This window comes from Alteromonas naphthalenivorans (assembly GCF_000213655.1).
Classification (GTDB): domain Bacteria; phylum Pseudomonadota; class Gammaproteobacteria; order Enterobacterales; family Alteromonadaceae; genus Alteromonas; species Alteromonas naphthalenivorans.
On sequence record NC_015554.1, the window covers coordinates 4,146,553 to 4,161,534 of the forward strand.

Annotated in this window: 8 protein-coding genes and 1 pseudogene; 2 read left to right on the forward strand and 7 right to left on the reverse strand. The window is 45.2% G+C overall.

Annotation, left to right across the window (positions count from 1 at the left end; translation table 11 throughout):
• The 4 genes from rbbA to AMBT_RS18175 all read right to left on the reverse strand — a co-directional run bounded on the left by rbbA (nt 1) and on the right by AMBT_RS18175 (nt 6,653).
• The gene (gene rbbA / locus AMBT_RS18160) at nt 1-2,793 is read right to left on the reverse strand and encodes a ribosome-associated ATPase/putative transporter RbbA (RefSeq protein ID WP_013786110.1); all 2,793 of its coding nucleotides are present in this window, start codon (nt 2,791-2,793) and stop codon (nt 1-3) included.
• Nucleotides 2,790-3,854 (reverse strand): HlyD family secretion protein, encoded by a 1,065-nt coding sequence (locus AMBT_RS18165; RefSeq protein ID WP_013786111.1) that lies wholly within the window; start codon nt 3,852-3,854, stop codon nt 2,790-2,792. The genes rbbA and AMBT_RS18165 overlap by 4 nt, the downstream gene beginning before the upstream one ends.
• 384 nt (nt 3,855-4,238) lie before the next feature.
• A complete protein-coding gene (gene mmsB / locus AMBT_RS18170; RefSeq protein WP_013786112.1) occupies nt 4,239-5,120 on the reverse strand; it encodes a 3-hydroxyisobutyrate dehydrogenase in 882 nt (293 codons plus the stop codon).
• 33 nt (nt 5,121-5,153) lie between these two features.
• The gene (locus tag AMBT_RS18175; RefSeq protein ID WP_013786113.1) at nt 5,154-6,653 is read right to left on the reverse strand and encodes a CoA-acylating methylmalonate-semialdehyde dehydrogenase; all 1,500 of its coding nucleotides are present in this window, start codon (nt 6,651-6,653) and stop codon (nt 5,154-5,156) included.
• 128 nt (nt 6,654-6,781) lie between these two features.
• On the opposite strand from AMBT_RS18175, the gene AMBT_RS18180 reads away from it, so the two are divergent.
• Nucleotides 6,782-7,663 (forward strand): LysR family transcriptional regulator, encoded by an 882-nt coding sequence (locus tag AMBT_RS18180; protein WP_013786114.1) that lies wholly within the window; start codon nt 6,782-6,784, stop codon nt 7,661-7,663.
• Nucleotides 7,664-7,759: 96 nt separating this feature from the next.
• Here AMBT_RS18180 and AMBT_RS18185 read toward each other — a convergent pair whose 3' ends face one another.
• From AMBT_RS18185 to AMBT_RS23135, 3 genes and pseudogenes are all read right to left on the reverse strand, one after another.
• Entirely contained in the window at nt 7,760-9,853 is a 2,094-nt protein-coding gene (locus AMBT_RS18185; protein ID WP_013786115.1) for a TonB-dependent siderophore receptor, read from the reverse strand.
• Nucleotides 9,854-10,068: 215 nt separating this feature from the next.
• Nucleotides 10,069-12,654: a hybrid sensor histidine kinase/response regulator gene (locus AMBT_RS18190; RefSeq protein WP_013786116.1), complete on the reverse strand. Its 2,586-nt coding sequence runs from the start codon at nt 12,652-12,654 to the stop codon at nt 10,069-10,071.
• Between the two features lie 164 nt (nt 12,655-12,818).
• Nucleotides 12,819-13,016: pseudogene (locus tag AMBT_RS23135) on the reverse strand (sulfotransferase); the annotation flags it as partial.
• A gap of 153 nt (nt 13,017-13,169) precedes the next feature.
• On the opposite strand from AMBT_RS23135, the gene AMBT_RS18195 reads away from it, so the two are divergent.
• Nucleotides 13,170-14,819 carry an L-lactate permease gene (locus AMBT_RS18195; protein WP_013786117.1) on the forward strand — a complete coding sequence of 550 codons (1,650 nt, stop codon included), beginning with the start codon at nt 13,170-13,172 and terminating at the stop codon, nt 14,817-14,819.
• Nucleotides 14,820-14,982 lie beyond the last annotated feature (163 nt).

Genomic DNA, 14,982 nt, shown 5'->3' on the forward strand with positions numbered 1-14,982 from the left:
TTAGCGTTCCTGTTTCTTAAGTAGCACCACTGACAACCACAGAGTAACGGGAATGCCAATCGCTATGGCATATACCGCAAAATCTAAAGTGCCAAACCCTAACCCTTTGCTGAAAATGCCTCGACTGGCTAACAAGAAGTAGCTTATGGGGTGCATTTCTCCAATAACTTTACCAATACCTTCGAGCGCTGAAACCGGCGTAATCATGCCTGCAAATTGTACCGCAGGTACCATGGTTCCAATGGTAGTAAGTAGAATAGCGGCAATTTGGCTATTGGTAAAAACAGACGCCAACAAGCCAAAACTGGTAGAAAAGGTCACAAATAATAGTGCAATAATGGCAAACGCGAAGACATCGCCTTTAAGCGGTACTTTAAAAAAGTACACCGCCATCAGTACCAATAAAATGAAGCTAACAAACGAAGTAAGGATATAAGGCACTTGTTTGCCCAGCAGAAATTCGAGTTTCGATACTGGCGTCACATACAAATTAATAATTGAGCCTAGCTCTTTTTCTCGCACCACGGCTAACGAGGTAAGCAACGCCGGTATCATCAATAACAGCATTGGAATAACCGCAGGTACAATGGCAACTAAGCTTTTAATATCGGGGTTATACAAGTAGCGCGATTGCACATCAATCAGCGAGGTAGAAGTGGTCGTGCTCATTTGAGAGGCTTGTTCTAACAACCAGGTTAAGTGGATACCTTCAACATAGCCTTCAATGGTCTCTGCTCTAGAGGGCATAGAGCCATCTATCCACGCGGCAATTTGTACATTTTCACCTTTGTATAGCTTTTGACCAAAATCAGGTGGTATCTCAATGGCAAGTGACAGCTCGCCACTTTTCATTCGCCTATCCATATCTTCATAGCTGGTTATATCAGGCTGGGTAACAAAATATCGTGAACCTGCAAGGCTATTGGTGTATTGCTCACTGATGGCAGACTTGTCGCGGTCGAACACCGCATATTGTAAATCTTCTACATCCATGGTTATGCCGTAGCCAATGACCAGCATCAATACGATAGAGCCTAAAAATGCCATGGTTAAGCGGATAGGGTCGCGCATTAACTCCAGCGTTTCACGGGTGGCATAACTCATTAAACGTTGTAGCGACTGTCTATAGCGGCTCTTTTGTTTTGTAGCCGCAGGCACTGCGCTGGTATTTTCTTTTTCTGGGATGGCTTCTTGTCCCGCTGAAGAAACACCTTTCTTCAAGCTAGCCTCTTCGCTTTGCACATCATCTTTACTTGGCTGCGCGGCCTCTAAGTAGTCGATAAACGCTTCTTCTAAGGTCGCAGCTTGCTTGTGGGCCACAATGGCCTCAGGTGAATCAGTTACCAGCACTTTGCCAGCGTGCATAAGCGAAATGCGATCGCACCTTGCCGCTTCGTTCATAAAGTGTGTGGAAATAAAGATAGTCACACCATCTTCTCTGGCCAAGGTGATGAGCAAACGCCAGAAATTATCCCTCGCGATGGGGTCTACCCCCGATGTGGGTTCATCTAGAATCAGTACTTCAGGTTTGTGTACCATGGCCACCGCCAACGACAACCGTTGACGCAACCCTAACGGTAACGATGCGGGCAACGCATCTTTGTGATGACTTAGTGAAAAGCGCTCAAGCATCTCTTGTACGCGAGCCTCACGCTGCTTGTTATCTTGAGTATTAGCCTGTGTAAATAGCCGCGCGTGTAGTACCAAATTTTGTTCAACGGTAAGCTCGGTATACAAGGAAAAGCTTTGCGACATATAGCCCACGCGGTATCGCGTGGCAATGTCGTTCGGATCTAATACGCTGCCTAACATCCATGCTTCGCCAGCGGTTTGTGGTAATAGCCCAGTTAGCATTTTCATGGTGGTCGATTTACCACAGCCATTCGACCCCAGAAAGCCAAATATCTCGCCTTTTTTAATAGAAAAACTGACGTTATCAACCGCAGTAAAATCACCAAACTTCATGGTGAGACTTTTCGCCTCTATGGCAATAGGCGCGTGAGCACTTTCATCTATGGGGGTAATAACAACGGGCAGGTGTTTGCGTCTTATCGATTCGGGCAGCAACGCAATAAATGCCGACTCTAGATTATCCGTTTGGGTTTTCGCCAGCAGTTCTTTCGGCGTACCTGTGGCTAACACCTTGCCATCGTTCATGGCAATAAGATGTTCAAATTGCTGCGCTTCATCCATATACGCGGTGGCAACCAGCACCGTTAGATCAACCTGCCCTTTTCGAATATCCGCAATTAAGCGCCAAAATTGACTGCGCGCTAACGGATCTACGCCGGTAGTAGGCTCATCTAAAATCAGTAATTTAGGATCGTGAATAAGGGCACAGCATAAGCCTAACTTTTGCTTCATTCCACCAGACAGCTTGCCCGCAGGGCGAGATAAAAAAGGAAACAGCCCGGTGCGCTTAGTTAAATTGTCGATACGTTTGCGACGCTCGGCGCGTCCGTGCCCAAATAGCTTGGCGAAAAACTGTAAGTTTTCTTCAACCGATAAGGTGGGATATAGATTCTTGCCCAATCCCTGTGGCATGTAGGCAATATCCGCACAAATGGCTTCTCGGTGAGCCCGCTCACGCATGTCGCCATCAAGGACATTAAGCGTACCTTGCTGCAACGCCCGTTCACCAGCAATAAGCGATAAAAGCGTAGATTTCCCCACGCCATCAGGCCCAATGAAACCTACCGTTGCACCGCGCGGAATGTGAAGTGAGATGTCTGCGATGGCGGTAGTTGATTTGTAATGAACCGTCAGACCTTCGCAGGTAATGACGTCTTTCATAGCGCAACCAATTCAGGCACATCACTTGGCCACGCGGCATCATCATCAAGCTTTACCCATACCACTCCAGGCAGGCCTGTCTTCACTTTTTCAATATGCTTTTGCAGCAAGTCTTTTGGAATTTGTGCTTTTACCCGGAACATCAATTTTTCTCGCTCACTTTCAGTTTCCACTGAACGAGGCGTAAATTGGGCGACATCTGCCACATAAGAAATGCTGGCGGGAATAGAAATATCAGATGCAGCATCTAAAACAATACGTGCTTCAGAGCCAATAGAAAGCCGCCCTACTTGGGTAGCAGGCAAATAGAACGTCATATAAACATTGGTTAAATCCACAAGGCTAAGTACACGCCCGCCTGCAGCAACCACTTCGCCAGGTTGCACAACACGGTATTGAATACGCCCGTTGCGCGGTGCTTTTAATAACATATCGTCTATTTCAGATTCAATTTGCGCGATGGTGGCATCGCTTGCCGTTACCGCCGCTTGGGCTGACAAGTACTGAGATTTAGAGGCTTCAATGGTAGCGTCTGCGGCAGCAAGTCTTGCCGAAGCAGCATTCACTGCCGCCTTCGCACTTTCTACCGTGGTTAAGTTATCTTCGGCTAACTGTTTCGACACCGCACCGGTTTTTGATAATTCATTGGTGCGTCTTGCATGGGCTTCTGCCGCTTTTAGTTCGGCTTCGGTTTGAAGCAACGCAGCTTGTAAGGCCACCTTTTCGCTCTCACGCTGTGCAATGGCCATGTGCGCTGCGGCTACTGCACTTTGCGCCTGAACTCGCTGGGCATTAGCTTGACGAAGCTGACCTTTAATCGTTGTAGTATCAAGCTCTGCGACTAGCATTCCCTCTTCTACTTGCTCGCCTTCATCTACAAAAATAGCTTCTACTCTTCCCGCCACCTTGGCAGCAATACCAATTTCAATCGCTTCAATTCGGCCATTACTCGACACCACATCTTCTTGTTCGGCGTCACCGAATAAGGCGTTATAGCCAAGCACTAACAATACCATCAACAAAAGAACTAAAACGAAGGGGGTCTTCTTCACTGTCTTCACGGCAACGCTTCCTGTGTAATGAATCTCGCTGTATAAAAAGCGCGAGTGTTTTCACGGTGTGGGGAACGAATAAGTTACCCCTGTGATTTAATCAATTAATGGCTTTCTAGCTGAATAACCCAGTGTACCCATTAGGGAGGAAGCATCTTTGTTCTAAATCAACAAAACGTAGTGTTGAGCTATTAGTAAGCTGAAGTTTATTAAACAGATGTTGCTTAGAAGCGTAAGCGAGGATATTTGTATGGAAAGTAAAAGAATATCGAACCTGATAAAGGTGCAAAAAATGAAGGTCGCCTCTACCTTTCTTGCACCTTTTTTACACCTTGAATAATCAAGTTTTAAGCAAAGCTTTTTAGCTAAAATCCTAAAGATAGAAGCGTTGAGCTAAAGGGTTTTGATAATAGAAGAAAAATCTAGCCCACCGTTTTCTTGTGCTTGTTCACAATACGCCCGATATAACTCGGCAGCTCTTTCTCCCATCGGCACTTTTGCTCCCACAGACTCAGCGCCCTGCATGGCTAAGGTCAAATCTTTCACCATAAGCGCTGCGGCAAAACCACCGGCAAAGTCATTATCCGCGGGGCTCGCTGGGCCTACCCCCTTTACTGGGCAGTAGCTGGTCATCGACCATGTTTGCCCCGACGCATTCGACGCAATATCGAAAAATACTTGTGGATCTAAATCTAGCTTTTCAGCTAGTTGAAACGCTTCACAGGTAGCAATCATGCTGGCACCTAGCAGCATATTATTGCAAATTTTAGCGGATTGCCCTGCCCCACATTCTCCCGCATGAATAATTTTCTTACCCATGGCTGAAAGTACTTTTTCTGCCTGTTCGAAGGCAGTGTTTTCTCCTCCCACCATAAAAGTAAGGGTGCCGTCGCCTGCAGCCTTGGTGCCGCCAGATACTGGTGCGTCTACCATAAGCAAGCCCTGCGCTTTTGCCATGCCGCCGACTTCCTTGGCAGTGGCCACATCTATGGTTGAACAATCTAATAGCAAGGTACCTGATTTTGCATTGGGCAATACGGTTTCTTCGTATATGCCCTTAACGTGTTTGCCAGCCGGTAACATGGTTACCACTGCATCACAGCGCTCTACGGCTTGCTTGGCAGACTCGGCTAATTCACAGCCATTCTCTTTTGCCATGGCCATAGCATCGCTGCTTAAATCAAACGCCAATACGCTAAACCCGTTTTTCACTAGGTTTTTTGCCATGCCCGAGCCCATATTACCTAGGCCAATAAACGCAATTTTTTTAGTCATCATTCACTCCAAATTTATATCGTTGGACTCGGCCTATTCCATGGTAGGAATAACAAACGCATTGTCGTTAGTATCAGAACCATCAGGCCATCGCTGGGTAACGGTTTTCACTTTGGTCCAAAATTTAACCCCTTCCATACCATGCTGATTGGTATCGCCAAAGGCCGAACGCTTCCAGCCGCCAAATGTGTGGTAAGCCACAGGGACCGGAATGGGTACATTGATGCCTACCATGCCCACGTTCACACGATGCGCAAACTCTCTGGCGGCATGGCCGTTTCGGGTGTAAATAGCCACACCATTACCGTATTGGTGATCGCTTGCCAGCGATACCGCGTGGTTAAAGTCGGTGGCACGAACAATTTGAAGCACAGGCCCGAAGATTTCTTCTTGATAGGAGCGCATATCGGCAGTGACATTGTCGAACAATGTGGGTCCAATAAAATAGCCGTTAGTTTGCTGAGGTATTTGCGACGTGCGACCATCGTAAATAAGGTTCGCGCCTTCTGAAATGGCTAGTTCAATGTATTCTTCAACCCGTGATTTATGGGCAGCGGTTACCACAGGGCCGTAGTGGGCCGACTCATCTTCAGAGTGACTTACTTTTATGGCTTTAATGGCAGGGATAAGCTTGTCGATAAGCTTTTCTGCGGTGCCCTCACCTACGGGCACTACCACAGGCAATGCCATGCATCGCTCGCCCGCAGACCCATACGCAGCGCCCACTAAATCGGCCACCACCTGATCTAAATCAGCGTCTGGCATCACTATGCCGTGGTTTTTAGCGCCGCCCATGGCTTGAATACGTTTGCCGGCTCGTGCACCACGCTCATAAACATAATTGGCAATGTCAGATGAGCCCACAAAGCTGGCTGCCTTTACGTCTTGATGATCAAGCAAGGCATCAACCGCTACTTTGTCACCATGTACCACGTTCAATACGCCTTTAGGCAACCCTGCTTGTAGCATGAGCTTGGCTAATTCAACAGGTACCGACGGATCCCGCTCTGAAGGTTTTAAAATAAAGGCATTCCCGCAGGCAATGGCTACGCCGAACATCCACATGGGTATCATTGCTGGGAAATTAAACGGCGTTATCCCCGCAACCACACCTAATGGCTGGCGCATGGAATACACATCAATACCCGGCCCTGCGCTATCGGTGTATTCTCCTTTTTGCGCATGAGGAATGCCGCAAGCAAATTCAATAACCTCTAGCCCTCGTTGAATGTCACCTTGGGCGTCGGATAGCACTTTACCGTGTTCGCTCGATAGCAACTGGGCAAGCCTGTCTTTGTCTTGCTCAACAAGGCGTTTAAATTCAAACATAACCCGTGCACGGCGCTGAGGGTTTGTGGCTGCCCATTCACGCTGGGCTTTTTGGGCTACTTCAACAGCATGATTTACCGTTTCCACGGTAGCCAGCGTAACGTGGGCTTGAACCTTTCCTGTGTTAGGGGCGAACACATCGGCGTGACGCTCGCCTTCAGCAGTATAATCTTTGCCTTCAATAAAATGCGTTATGGTTCTCATGGCCTACCTCAACAACTTAAAAATAAAAACATATTATTTACAATTTTGAAACCTTGCGTTAAAAACTGCAAGTCAATATAGTTACAGCACAGTGCTGCATTTTTGCAGCAAGTTAAAAAGGTAATCACGTGAACTGGGATGACTTAAGACTGTTTCTTGGCCTCGCCAGAAATGGAAAAATTAGCATTGCTGCCAGAAACTTACACCTTGATGCCACCACGCTCATTAGGCGTGTAAAAAGACTGGAGACTGCCCTTAATTGCAATTTGTTCGAGCTAAGCAATAAAGGCTATTTACTTACCGATCACGGTAAGCGCTTAGTCAATTACATAGAACATGCAGAGAGGCACATTTTAGAAGCAAAAAATGACTTAACCGACGAGCGTCAGGAGCTTTCCGGCACGGTAAGGGTTAGTGCTTCTGAAGGGTTTGGTTCTTGGGTGTTAGCTCCAGCATTGGCAGAGTTTAAGCAGCGCTACCCCGCTATTTGCGTGGAGTTAGTGGCAAACAGCGGCTTTTTAAATATCAATAAACGGGAAGCCGATATTGCCATTTTGCTAGAAAAGCCCACGAAAGGCTTGCTGTACACTAAAAGACTTACCGACTACCGCTTAAATTTATACATGCATGAAGATCTAGTAGCAGCGCATGGCGCTCCAACGTCTATCGAGCAACTAAGCCCATTTAACCTAGTAAGTTACGTGCCCGATTTAATTTATGCGCCACAGCTTAATTTCATTGAAGAATCGCTGCTTTCGCCGCTTCACGCCCTTAAAAGCACCAGTATTAATGCGCAATTTCAAATGCTACGAAACAAAGCAGGCGTAGGCATTCTGCCTCATTTTATTGCCAAGAATGCCCATGAACTACAACCGGTACTGCAAGATAAAATAAACATTACCCGTACCTTTTGGCTGGCAACTCACCGCGATGTAAGGCACTTAGCCAGGGTGAATGTATTTTTAGATTGGTTGAACGATACCGTGCAACAACACGCTGACATCTTTTGAACTAGCCACAGGTTTGCCATGTTACTGTTTTCGCTAAGTTACACCTACATAAAAAAAGCGCCCGAAGGCGCTTTTTAGTGTTCTTTCTATTACATTTTAGAATGCGTAAGTTAGGCTCACAGAACCATTCACTGGTGCACCATAAAAGCCTATAGTATGTAGGCTAGTAATGTATTTTTCGTCAAAAATATTGTTGATGTTTGCACGCAAGGTAAGGTCGTTGGTTACCGCGTAGGTTGCATAGGCATTTGCTAAGAAGTAGCTGCCCTGCTCTACGTTGTAATCGGTGTTGCTGATTTCAGATTGCCATCTGCCGCCTAAGCCAACGGTAAGTGCTGGTACAGCTGGTAGTTCATAACCCAATTGGAAAGTCACTACATCACGTGGAGCCCATAGGTTCGCATCATTGCCCGCTTCATCTTCCACATCAATTGCGGTATACGATACTTGAACACGCAATGCATCAGTAATTTGACCGACCACTTCCACCTCAAACCCTTCAGACTCTACCGTAACACCTTCGTAGTAGTACTGCTGGTTTTCTGGGTTAATACCCGCAAAAGCAGCAAGATTTTCTTGGTCTGCTGTGAAGTATGCGAAGGTCGTTAATAGTGCGTCGTCTAACCACTGCGCTTTCACACCTGCTTCGAAGTTTTTGCCCTTAGTGGGTGCTAAAAATTGCCCCGACAAGTCGTATTGCTCTTGAGGCTGATACACATCTGAATAGCTTACATAAGTATTGATGTTTTCAGTTACCGCATAGGTCGCCCCAACATACGGGCTAGCTTCACTTTCTTCATTGTCGATAGTGGTGCCCGCATTGTTACCACTGCGCTCAAAATCAATTGCGTTGAAGCCCGCAATAACAAACAATTCATTGGTGACGCTTATTTTGGTAGAGCCAAAATAGCGGGTAAGATCTTGTTCAATATCAGAATACAGCACCGCGTCAAACCAGTCTGGTTCGGCAATGGCATCAAATGCATAGGGGAACGCTGGCGTTGCGCCATAGGCAGGCGTATTAGCATAGTCGAAACCGTATTGATACATGGTGTCGGAACTAGAGGCATGACTTACACCAACGTTCACTTCATGTTGACGGCCGAAGAGCTCGAAAGTACCAAAGGTACGCGCTTCTACTAAGTTTGAATCTATGTCTGAATCATAACGACCGGGCCAGCCTACTAAACCTAAGCCCGTGTCTTTATCGATAGTACCGTAAGCATAAAACAACTTATCTTGTTCTTCGTAGCCGCGATAGTTGTAGCTTACTTTCACTTGCCAGTCGTTATCGAAAATATAGTCGAATTCAACGAAGGCATTGGTGTTTTCTGTGTCCCACATTGCCCATTCTTGCGCTGTGGTATCACTCACATCCCACTCAGCTTGTGTACCGTCTGTGTAATTAAATACTAACCCGCCCCAATTGTTTCCATCGGTGTTGGCATCTTGGTAAGAGTAGCCCAACGTAATGGTGGCGTTATCGGTAAGTTGCCCATCTACTACGCCATATAAAAAGGTGCGATCGTTCTCTAAGCCATCTAAGTAAGATTCTTTATCTTCTATAGCACCTACAAAACGTGCAGCCCAACGGCCATCTTCGGTTAGCAAAGTAGAGTAATCCGCCTGCAAGCGTTTAAAATCAAACGACCCTGCACTCACTGTCACTTCACCACCTTCTTCATTGGTGGGGCGTTTACGTACATAGTTTAATGTACCCGATGAATTACCTACACCGGTTAGCAGGCCATTGGCACCACGAATAACTTCAATTTTTTCATAACCGTAGGCTTCAAGCGCACCGGTGACAATTCCCCAGTCGTTAGGTAATCCTACGCCATCAATTTGCGTGTTTTTAATTTCAAAACCACGGGCTGTGTAGTTTGTACGGTTGGTTTCCCACTCTTCTACGTTAATACCCGGTGCAAGTTTAAGTGCATCGTTAACATTGTAGGCACCAAACGACTGCATTAGCGCTTCAGAGATAAGGCTAATTGACTGAGGTGTTTCGCTTAGCTCCATTGTTAAGCCAGTCGCACCGCGACTTACGCGGTTTTGACGTACACCAACAATGTGAATTTTCTCAACCTGCGACTCTTCTACAATTGCAGTATCTGTTTGAGTTTCTTGAGCGTTAATTGAGAAAGCGAGCGCTACAGGGGTAAGCGCAAAGAGTGTGGTCAGTTTCATTGTGTTCTCTACAGTGATTTTGGTTTAGTTTTTAGTCGCAGAGGATTATACGGAAGTAGAGAAGGATCGCAAATGATAATTATTAGCATTTACAATAATGCTAATATTTACCTGTTAATAAAAATTGATCAGATTTTTGCTTTCTTCAGAATATAAATAGGGCAAGTTGGTTGGCCAAAGAATTTAGCGCCTTCAGCCATCACTGAAAAAAAATACTAACTATCGGGAAGTCTCGATTTTACTTGGGTAATAAGATCCTGTTTCACCACAGGTTTAACAATATGACCTTGCATACCTGCATCGATACAACGCTTTCTGTCGGCTTCCATGGCGTTAGCTGTCATGGCTAAAATAGGGATATTATCCCAGGTAGAATTTGCGCGAATGTGCTCAGCTGCTTCTACACCACCCATAATAGGCATTTGCATATCCATTAATATTAAGTGAGGTTTGAACCCACTCAGAAGAAGATCTAAACACTCTTGTCCATTTTCGGCAAATTTTACGACAGCCCCTGCACTTTTAAGCATAGCGCCCGCAACTTGTTGATTAATTGGGTTGTCTTCCACTACCAAGATTAAGGTTTTAGCCAAGAGTTTTTCGTTATCTTCAACCTCGGGCTTTTCAGCTAATTCATCGATAGATTGGCTGCACGAAATAACCGTATCGTACAATGTAGATGGTGTGAATGGCTTATATAAAAGGTCGTCGTATAGCACCAAGCTATTTTTATCAAGACTCTCTCTGTTGTGCGAGACCACAACCAAATGGGTAATTTCTTTTTGTTCTTGTTGCCAACTTTCCAGTGCTTCTTTACTGATAACAGTTAAGATTGCTTCATCAATGATAATGACCCTAGGTAGGCTATTCGACGCTTTATGAGTAGTTAAGTCTTCAACACTTTTTGCCACATAGGACGGCCACCCAAGTACAGAACATTGGCGCTGAATGCCGGTTTCTACATTTACATTTTGCGTAAGCACTATGGCCTGATAAGACATAACATCTTGCTCACTTAAGCTGTCTGCTTGCGCTACCGATGCTTTTTTAAGCAACACATTAAAATGGAATTTACTGCCTTTACCCTGCTGGCTTACTACACCAATCTTACCGTGCATCATTTCCACTAACTGCTTGGCAATGCTTAGCCCTAGGCCTGTACCACCGAACTTAGAGTTGGTGTCGCGGCTAGCCTGAGTAAACGCCCCAAATACTTGGTTGGCTTGCTTTTCAGTCATGCCAATACCCGTATCTTGAACCTCAAACCCTAGCTGAACGGTATCTTCGTTTTCGTTTAGTAATTCTACGCTTAAATTCACTTCCCCACGAGAGGTAAATTTGATGGCATTACTAATTAAGTTACTGATAACTTGATTAAGCCTAACGGCATCACCCACAACATGTTGTGGGCATTTAGGATCAACATCAATCCACAGCTCAATATGTTTACCGTAAGCCGCACGCCCCATCATCTTGCCCACTTGATTAAGCAAACTATCTAAACGGAATGGGGCTTCAACCATATCGAGCTTACCGGCTTCAATTTTAGAAAAATCGAGCACGTCATCAATAATTCGGCTTAATAAAGAAAAGCTTGTGATAGCTTGCTCTATATTATCGTTGATTTTTTTATAGTTACGCTCACCCAGTGTGATTTGCAGGAGCCCATACACACCGTTCATAGGCGTTCTGATTTCATGTGACATTCTGGCGAGAAAATCGGCTTTAGATTTTTCGGCACTGTTGGCTTTATTCTTTGCTTTTATGGCAAGCTCTTTTTCCAAGTTCAATTGATTAAGCAGTCGTATTAATAAATACGCTAATCCTATTAAAAACAAAGCCGCCACCGCAAAGCCCAAAGCAATAAAATGCTTGGTTCGCGCCAAATACGCTATAACCTCTGTTGGCTTTTCCATGACTAACCAGTAGTAAGCATCTTCAATGTCAGTGTCGTCAGTATTCCTTTTACCAATAGGAATAATGCCGTGTTTAAATCGACTGGTAAATTTCCTATCTGGCACGTCATCTTCGCCACCATAAAAGCGTTTTTCAAAGCCAGGAAATTGCATACTTACTTGGTTCTTGGGCCTATCGAGCAGCCAACCCCACGCTGCGTTATTCGGTGAAGCTAAAAAGAATCCATCTGGATTAATTAACCAATGCGCACTCTCGGTTTGCAGCTCTTTTAAGCGAGAGAATACTTCACGTAAATCAAAGTTCAGTACGATTAAACCCAAAACTTCGCCATCAACGCGATATTTAGCAACACTTCTAATAGTAGGCCGATAAGGCAGTTCTATTACTCCCCGCTCTTTATTTAAATCTAAGGGCGATATGTAATAGTCTTTTGATGATTCAACAGCTTCAATAAAATAATATCGATCTGCTTTGTTTTGAAGGTCTTGGGTGTCTCGCCAGATAAGGCTTCCGGACGATTTTTCGGCCCGTAGTTGTTCATTACCATCAAGGGCAATATAACGGATTTGCTGCAAACTTGGGTAGGCATCGAAAAGCGCTGACCAGTGTTCAGTAAGATACCGCTTAGCATTCTGTTCAACTAGCGCATCGGTAATTAAAGTACTTTTGCTTTCTTGAATAGCAATGGAACGCGCATCCAATATAACGTGGTTGATTTGACTCTGAAAATTTTGATGCAGTACATCGAATTGTTGGCTGATAGCGTCGTTACTAAACCGCTTAGTTTCAATCCACAAGATATTGGCTAATACTGCCACGATGGCAATAAATAATACGCAGAATATAGAAATGAGGAGTGCTGATTTGGAGACTTTATTGACCACAATGCATCCTTTCGGGTTACTGCAACGGCTATCGCATTATACGAAAGTATAACACCTAAGTCGTACCGTACCGCAAATAAGCTAGCTTTGGCTATTAATGGCTACGTCAATGCTGACACCAAAGTACTTAATGGCCCTAAATCTGATTCAAAATGCTTCCATTACTGCATCTTTAAAATTTTACCTGGTAGCACTGTGTTCCAGTGATCCATCAGCTCAACGTAATTATTGTAGTACTTTCCAATATCTTCAAGGTTGTAACAAAATTCCAGCCGTTCCGCAAACAACTGCTTGAAGATGCTGAACCCGCATGACATGGGGTCGCGGCGTGCATCAATGATTGTAGCACTTGGGCCTATCAATGCCCCCGCCCGTTTAACCTGTGCGCCACTCCGGCAACGTAGAGCCTGCTTGAGGTAAAGTTGCGCTGTAACTCATATGCGCTAATAATTTGACTAGTTAACAAGCAACTAGCAGAGTATAGAGATGCTTACATTAAGCGAAGCCTTATCACTATGATGAATTTAGCGTTCTCTTACCTACCTCTTATTTTGCTAATTACCTTAATGGTAAAAAAGAACCCTATGCCATCTAGCAAAGCCCTACCTTTAAGCGCTTTGGTCGCTTATATTGTGGTGCTGTTGGTATTCAAACAAGACGCAAGGTTAGTGAATGCCAATGTAATAAGTGGCGCATTACTGGCACTTACCCCGCTTTCTATTATCGCCGGCGCGATATTCCTTTTTAAATGCATGGAAATTACCGGCGCTTTAGCTATTTTACGTAAATCGCTAGACGGCGTAAGCGAAAACCCCGTAGCCCAGCTAATGATTGTAGGCTGGGCGTTTATGTTTCTAATTGAAGGCGCCAGTGGTTTTGGTACACCGGCCGCTATTGCCGCCCCCATACTTTACAGCCTTGGCTTTCCCGCCTTACGAGTGGCGCTGTTCTGTTTAGTGCTAAATACCATTCCCGTTACTTTTGGGGCCATGGGCACGCCAGTATGGTTTGGCTTATCGCTGTTGCAGCTTCCCCAAGAAAGCGTGCGGGAAATAGCACAGCAAGCAGCCCTTATTAACACCATAGCCGCACCTATTATTGTGATATTGGCATTGCGATTAGTAGTAAGCGATACCGCCGATATTAAAAAGAACCTGCTTTTTATTCTACTTTCCACCTGCGCATGCACCCTGCCCTACTTGGGGCTAAGTTATTTTGGTGTGGAATTCCCTTCATTGCTGGGCGGGCTAATTGGCTTAATCATTACCCTGTTGCTAGCGAAATATAAAATAGGAATAGAGGCAGTAAATCTACCATCAGCTAATCGACCAACAGCCACCGAAAAAGCCCCAGCGAATACAGTACCACTAAAAACACTAATAAAAGCCGCGTTCCCGCTATGGGGCACCGTGTTGCTTTTAGTGTTAACTCGCCTGCCGGAACTAGGGTTAAAAGCGCTTTTACAAGCCACCGAACCTGCATTACACATTAGCCTAGGTTTTTTAGGCTCATTCCACATAAGCACAAGTTTAGTGGCCAGCTTAACCGACATTTTAAATACCGCGGTAACCTGGAAACATAGCGTTTTATATATTCCGTCTATCATTCCTTTTGCGGTAACCGGCAGCGTAACCTTGTGGCTATTTCGCCAACAAGCAGAACCAAATACGTTAAAAATAGCAGGCCAACAAACTCTTGCCCGCATGCGCACGCCTTTTTTCGCCATGCTAGGTGCACTTATCTTTGTGAACATGATGATGCTTGGCGACAGTTCTGGCCAAAACAGCGCGGCAGTAGCCCAAATAGGTCATCATTTAGCACAAATTACCGGCGCAAACTGGACTTTCTTCGCGCCGCTATTAGGCGCACTAGGTTCATTCTTTTCAGGGTCGGCCACTATTTCTAATTTAACCTTCGCTGGTATTCAAACCACCATTGCCGAACAACTGTCATTACCCTTAACCACCATATTGGCACTACAAAGTGTAGGCGCCGCCATGGGCAACATGGTGTGCATCAATAACATAGTGGCAGTAACCGCTATTCTTGGTTTGCAAAACCGTGATGGCGACATTCTAAAAAGCACATCGCTAATACTGGCCGTGTTCGCTGTAGTGGCTGGGGGTATGGGTGTGTTGTTGATTCGGGTTGGGCTTGGTGGGTGAGATTGGTAGTTAATTTCTAAGCTTGAGCTGTGTACTAATCCTCAATTACTGAAACTGTACTACTGGTCGGGTACGAACTAATACGATATTGTATATGCAGAATAAATAAGGATTTTTAGTCTTGAAAGCATTTACTCCGCATTATGGTGGCAACGCAGATCGT

Bases quoted from the DNA above. Each gene is read 5' to 3' on its own strand.
- rbbA (WP_013786110.1), bottom strand. From the start codon at position 2,793: ATGAAAGACGTCATTACCTGCGAAGGTCTGACGGTTCATTACAAATCA.
- AMBT_RS18175 (WP_013786113.1), bottom strand. From the start codon at position 6,653: ATGAGAACCATAACGCATTTTATTGAAGGCAAAGATTATACTGCTGAA.
- AMBT_RS18185 (WP_013786115.1), bottom strand. From the start codon at position 9,853: ATGAAACTGACCACACTCTTTGCGCTTACCCCTGTAGCGCTCGCTTTC.
- AMBT_RS18195 (WP_013786117.1), top strand. From the start codon at position 13,170: ATGATGAATTTAGCGTTCTCTTACCTACCTCTTATTTTGCTAATTACC.
- mmsB (WP_013786112.1), bottom strand. From the start codon at position 5,120: ATGACTAAAAAAATTGCGTTTATTGGCCTAGGTAATATGGGCTCGGGC.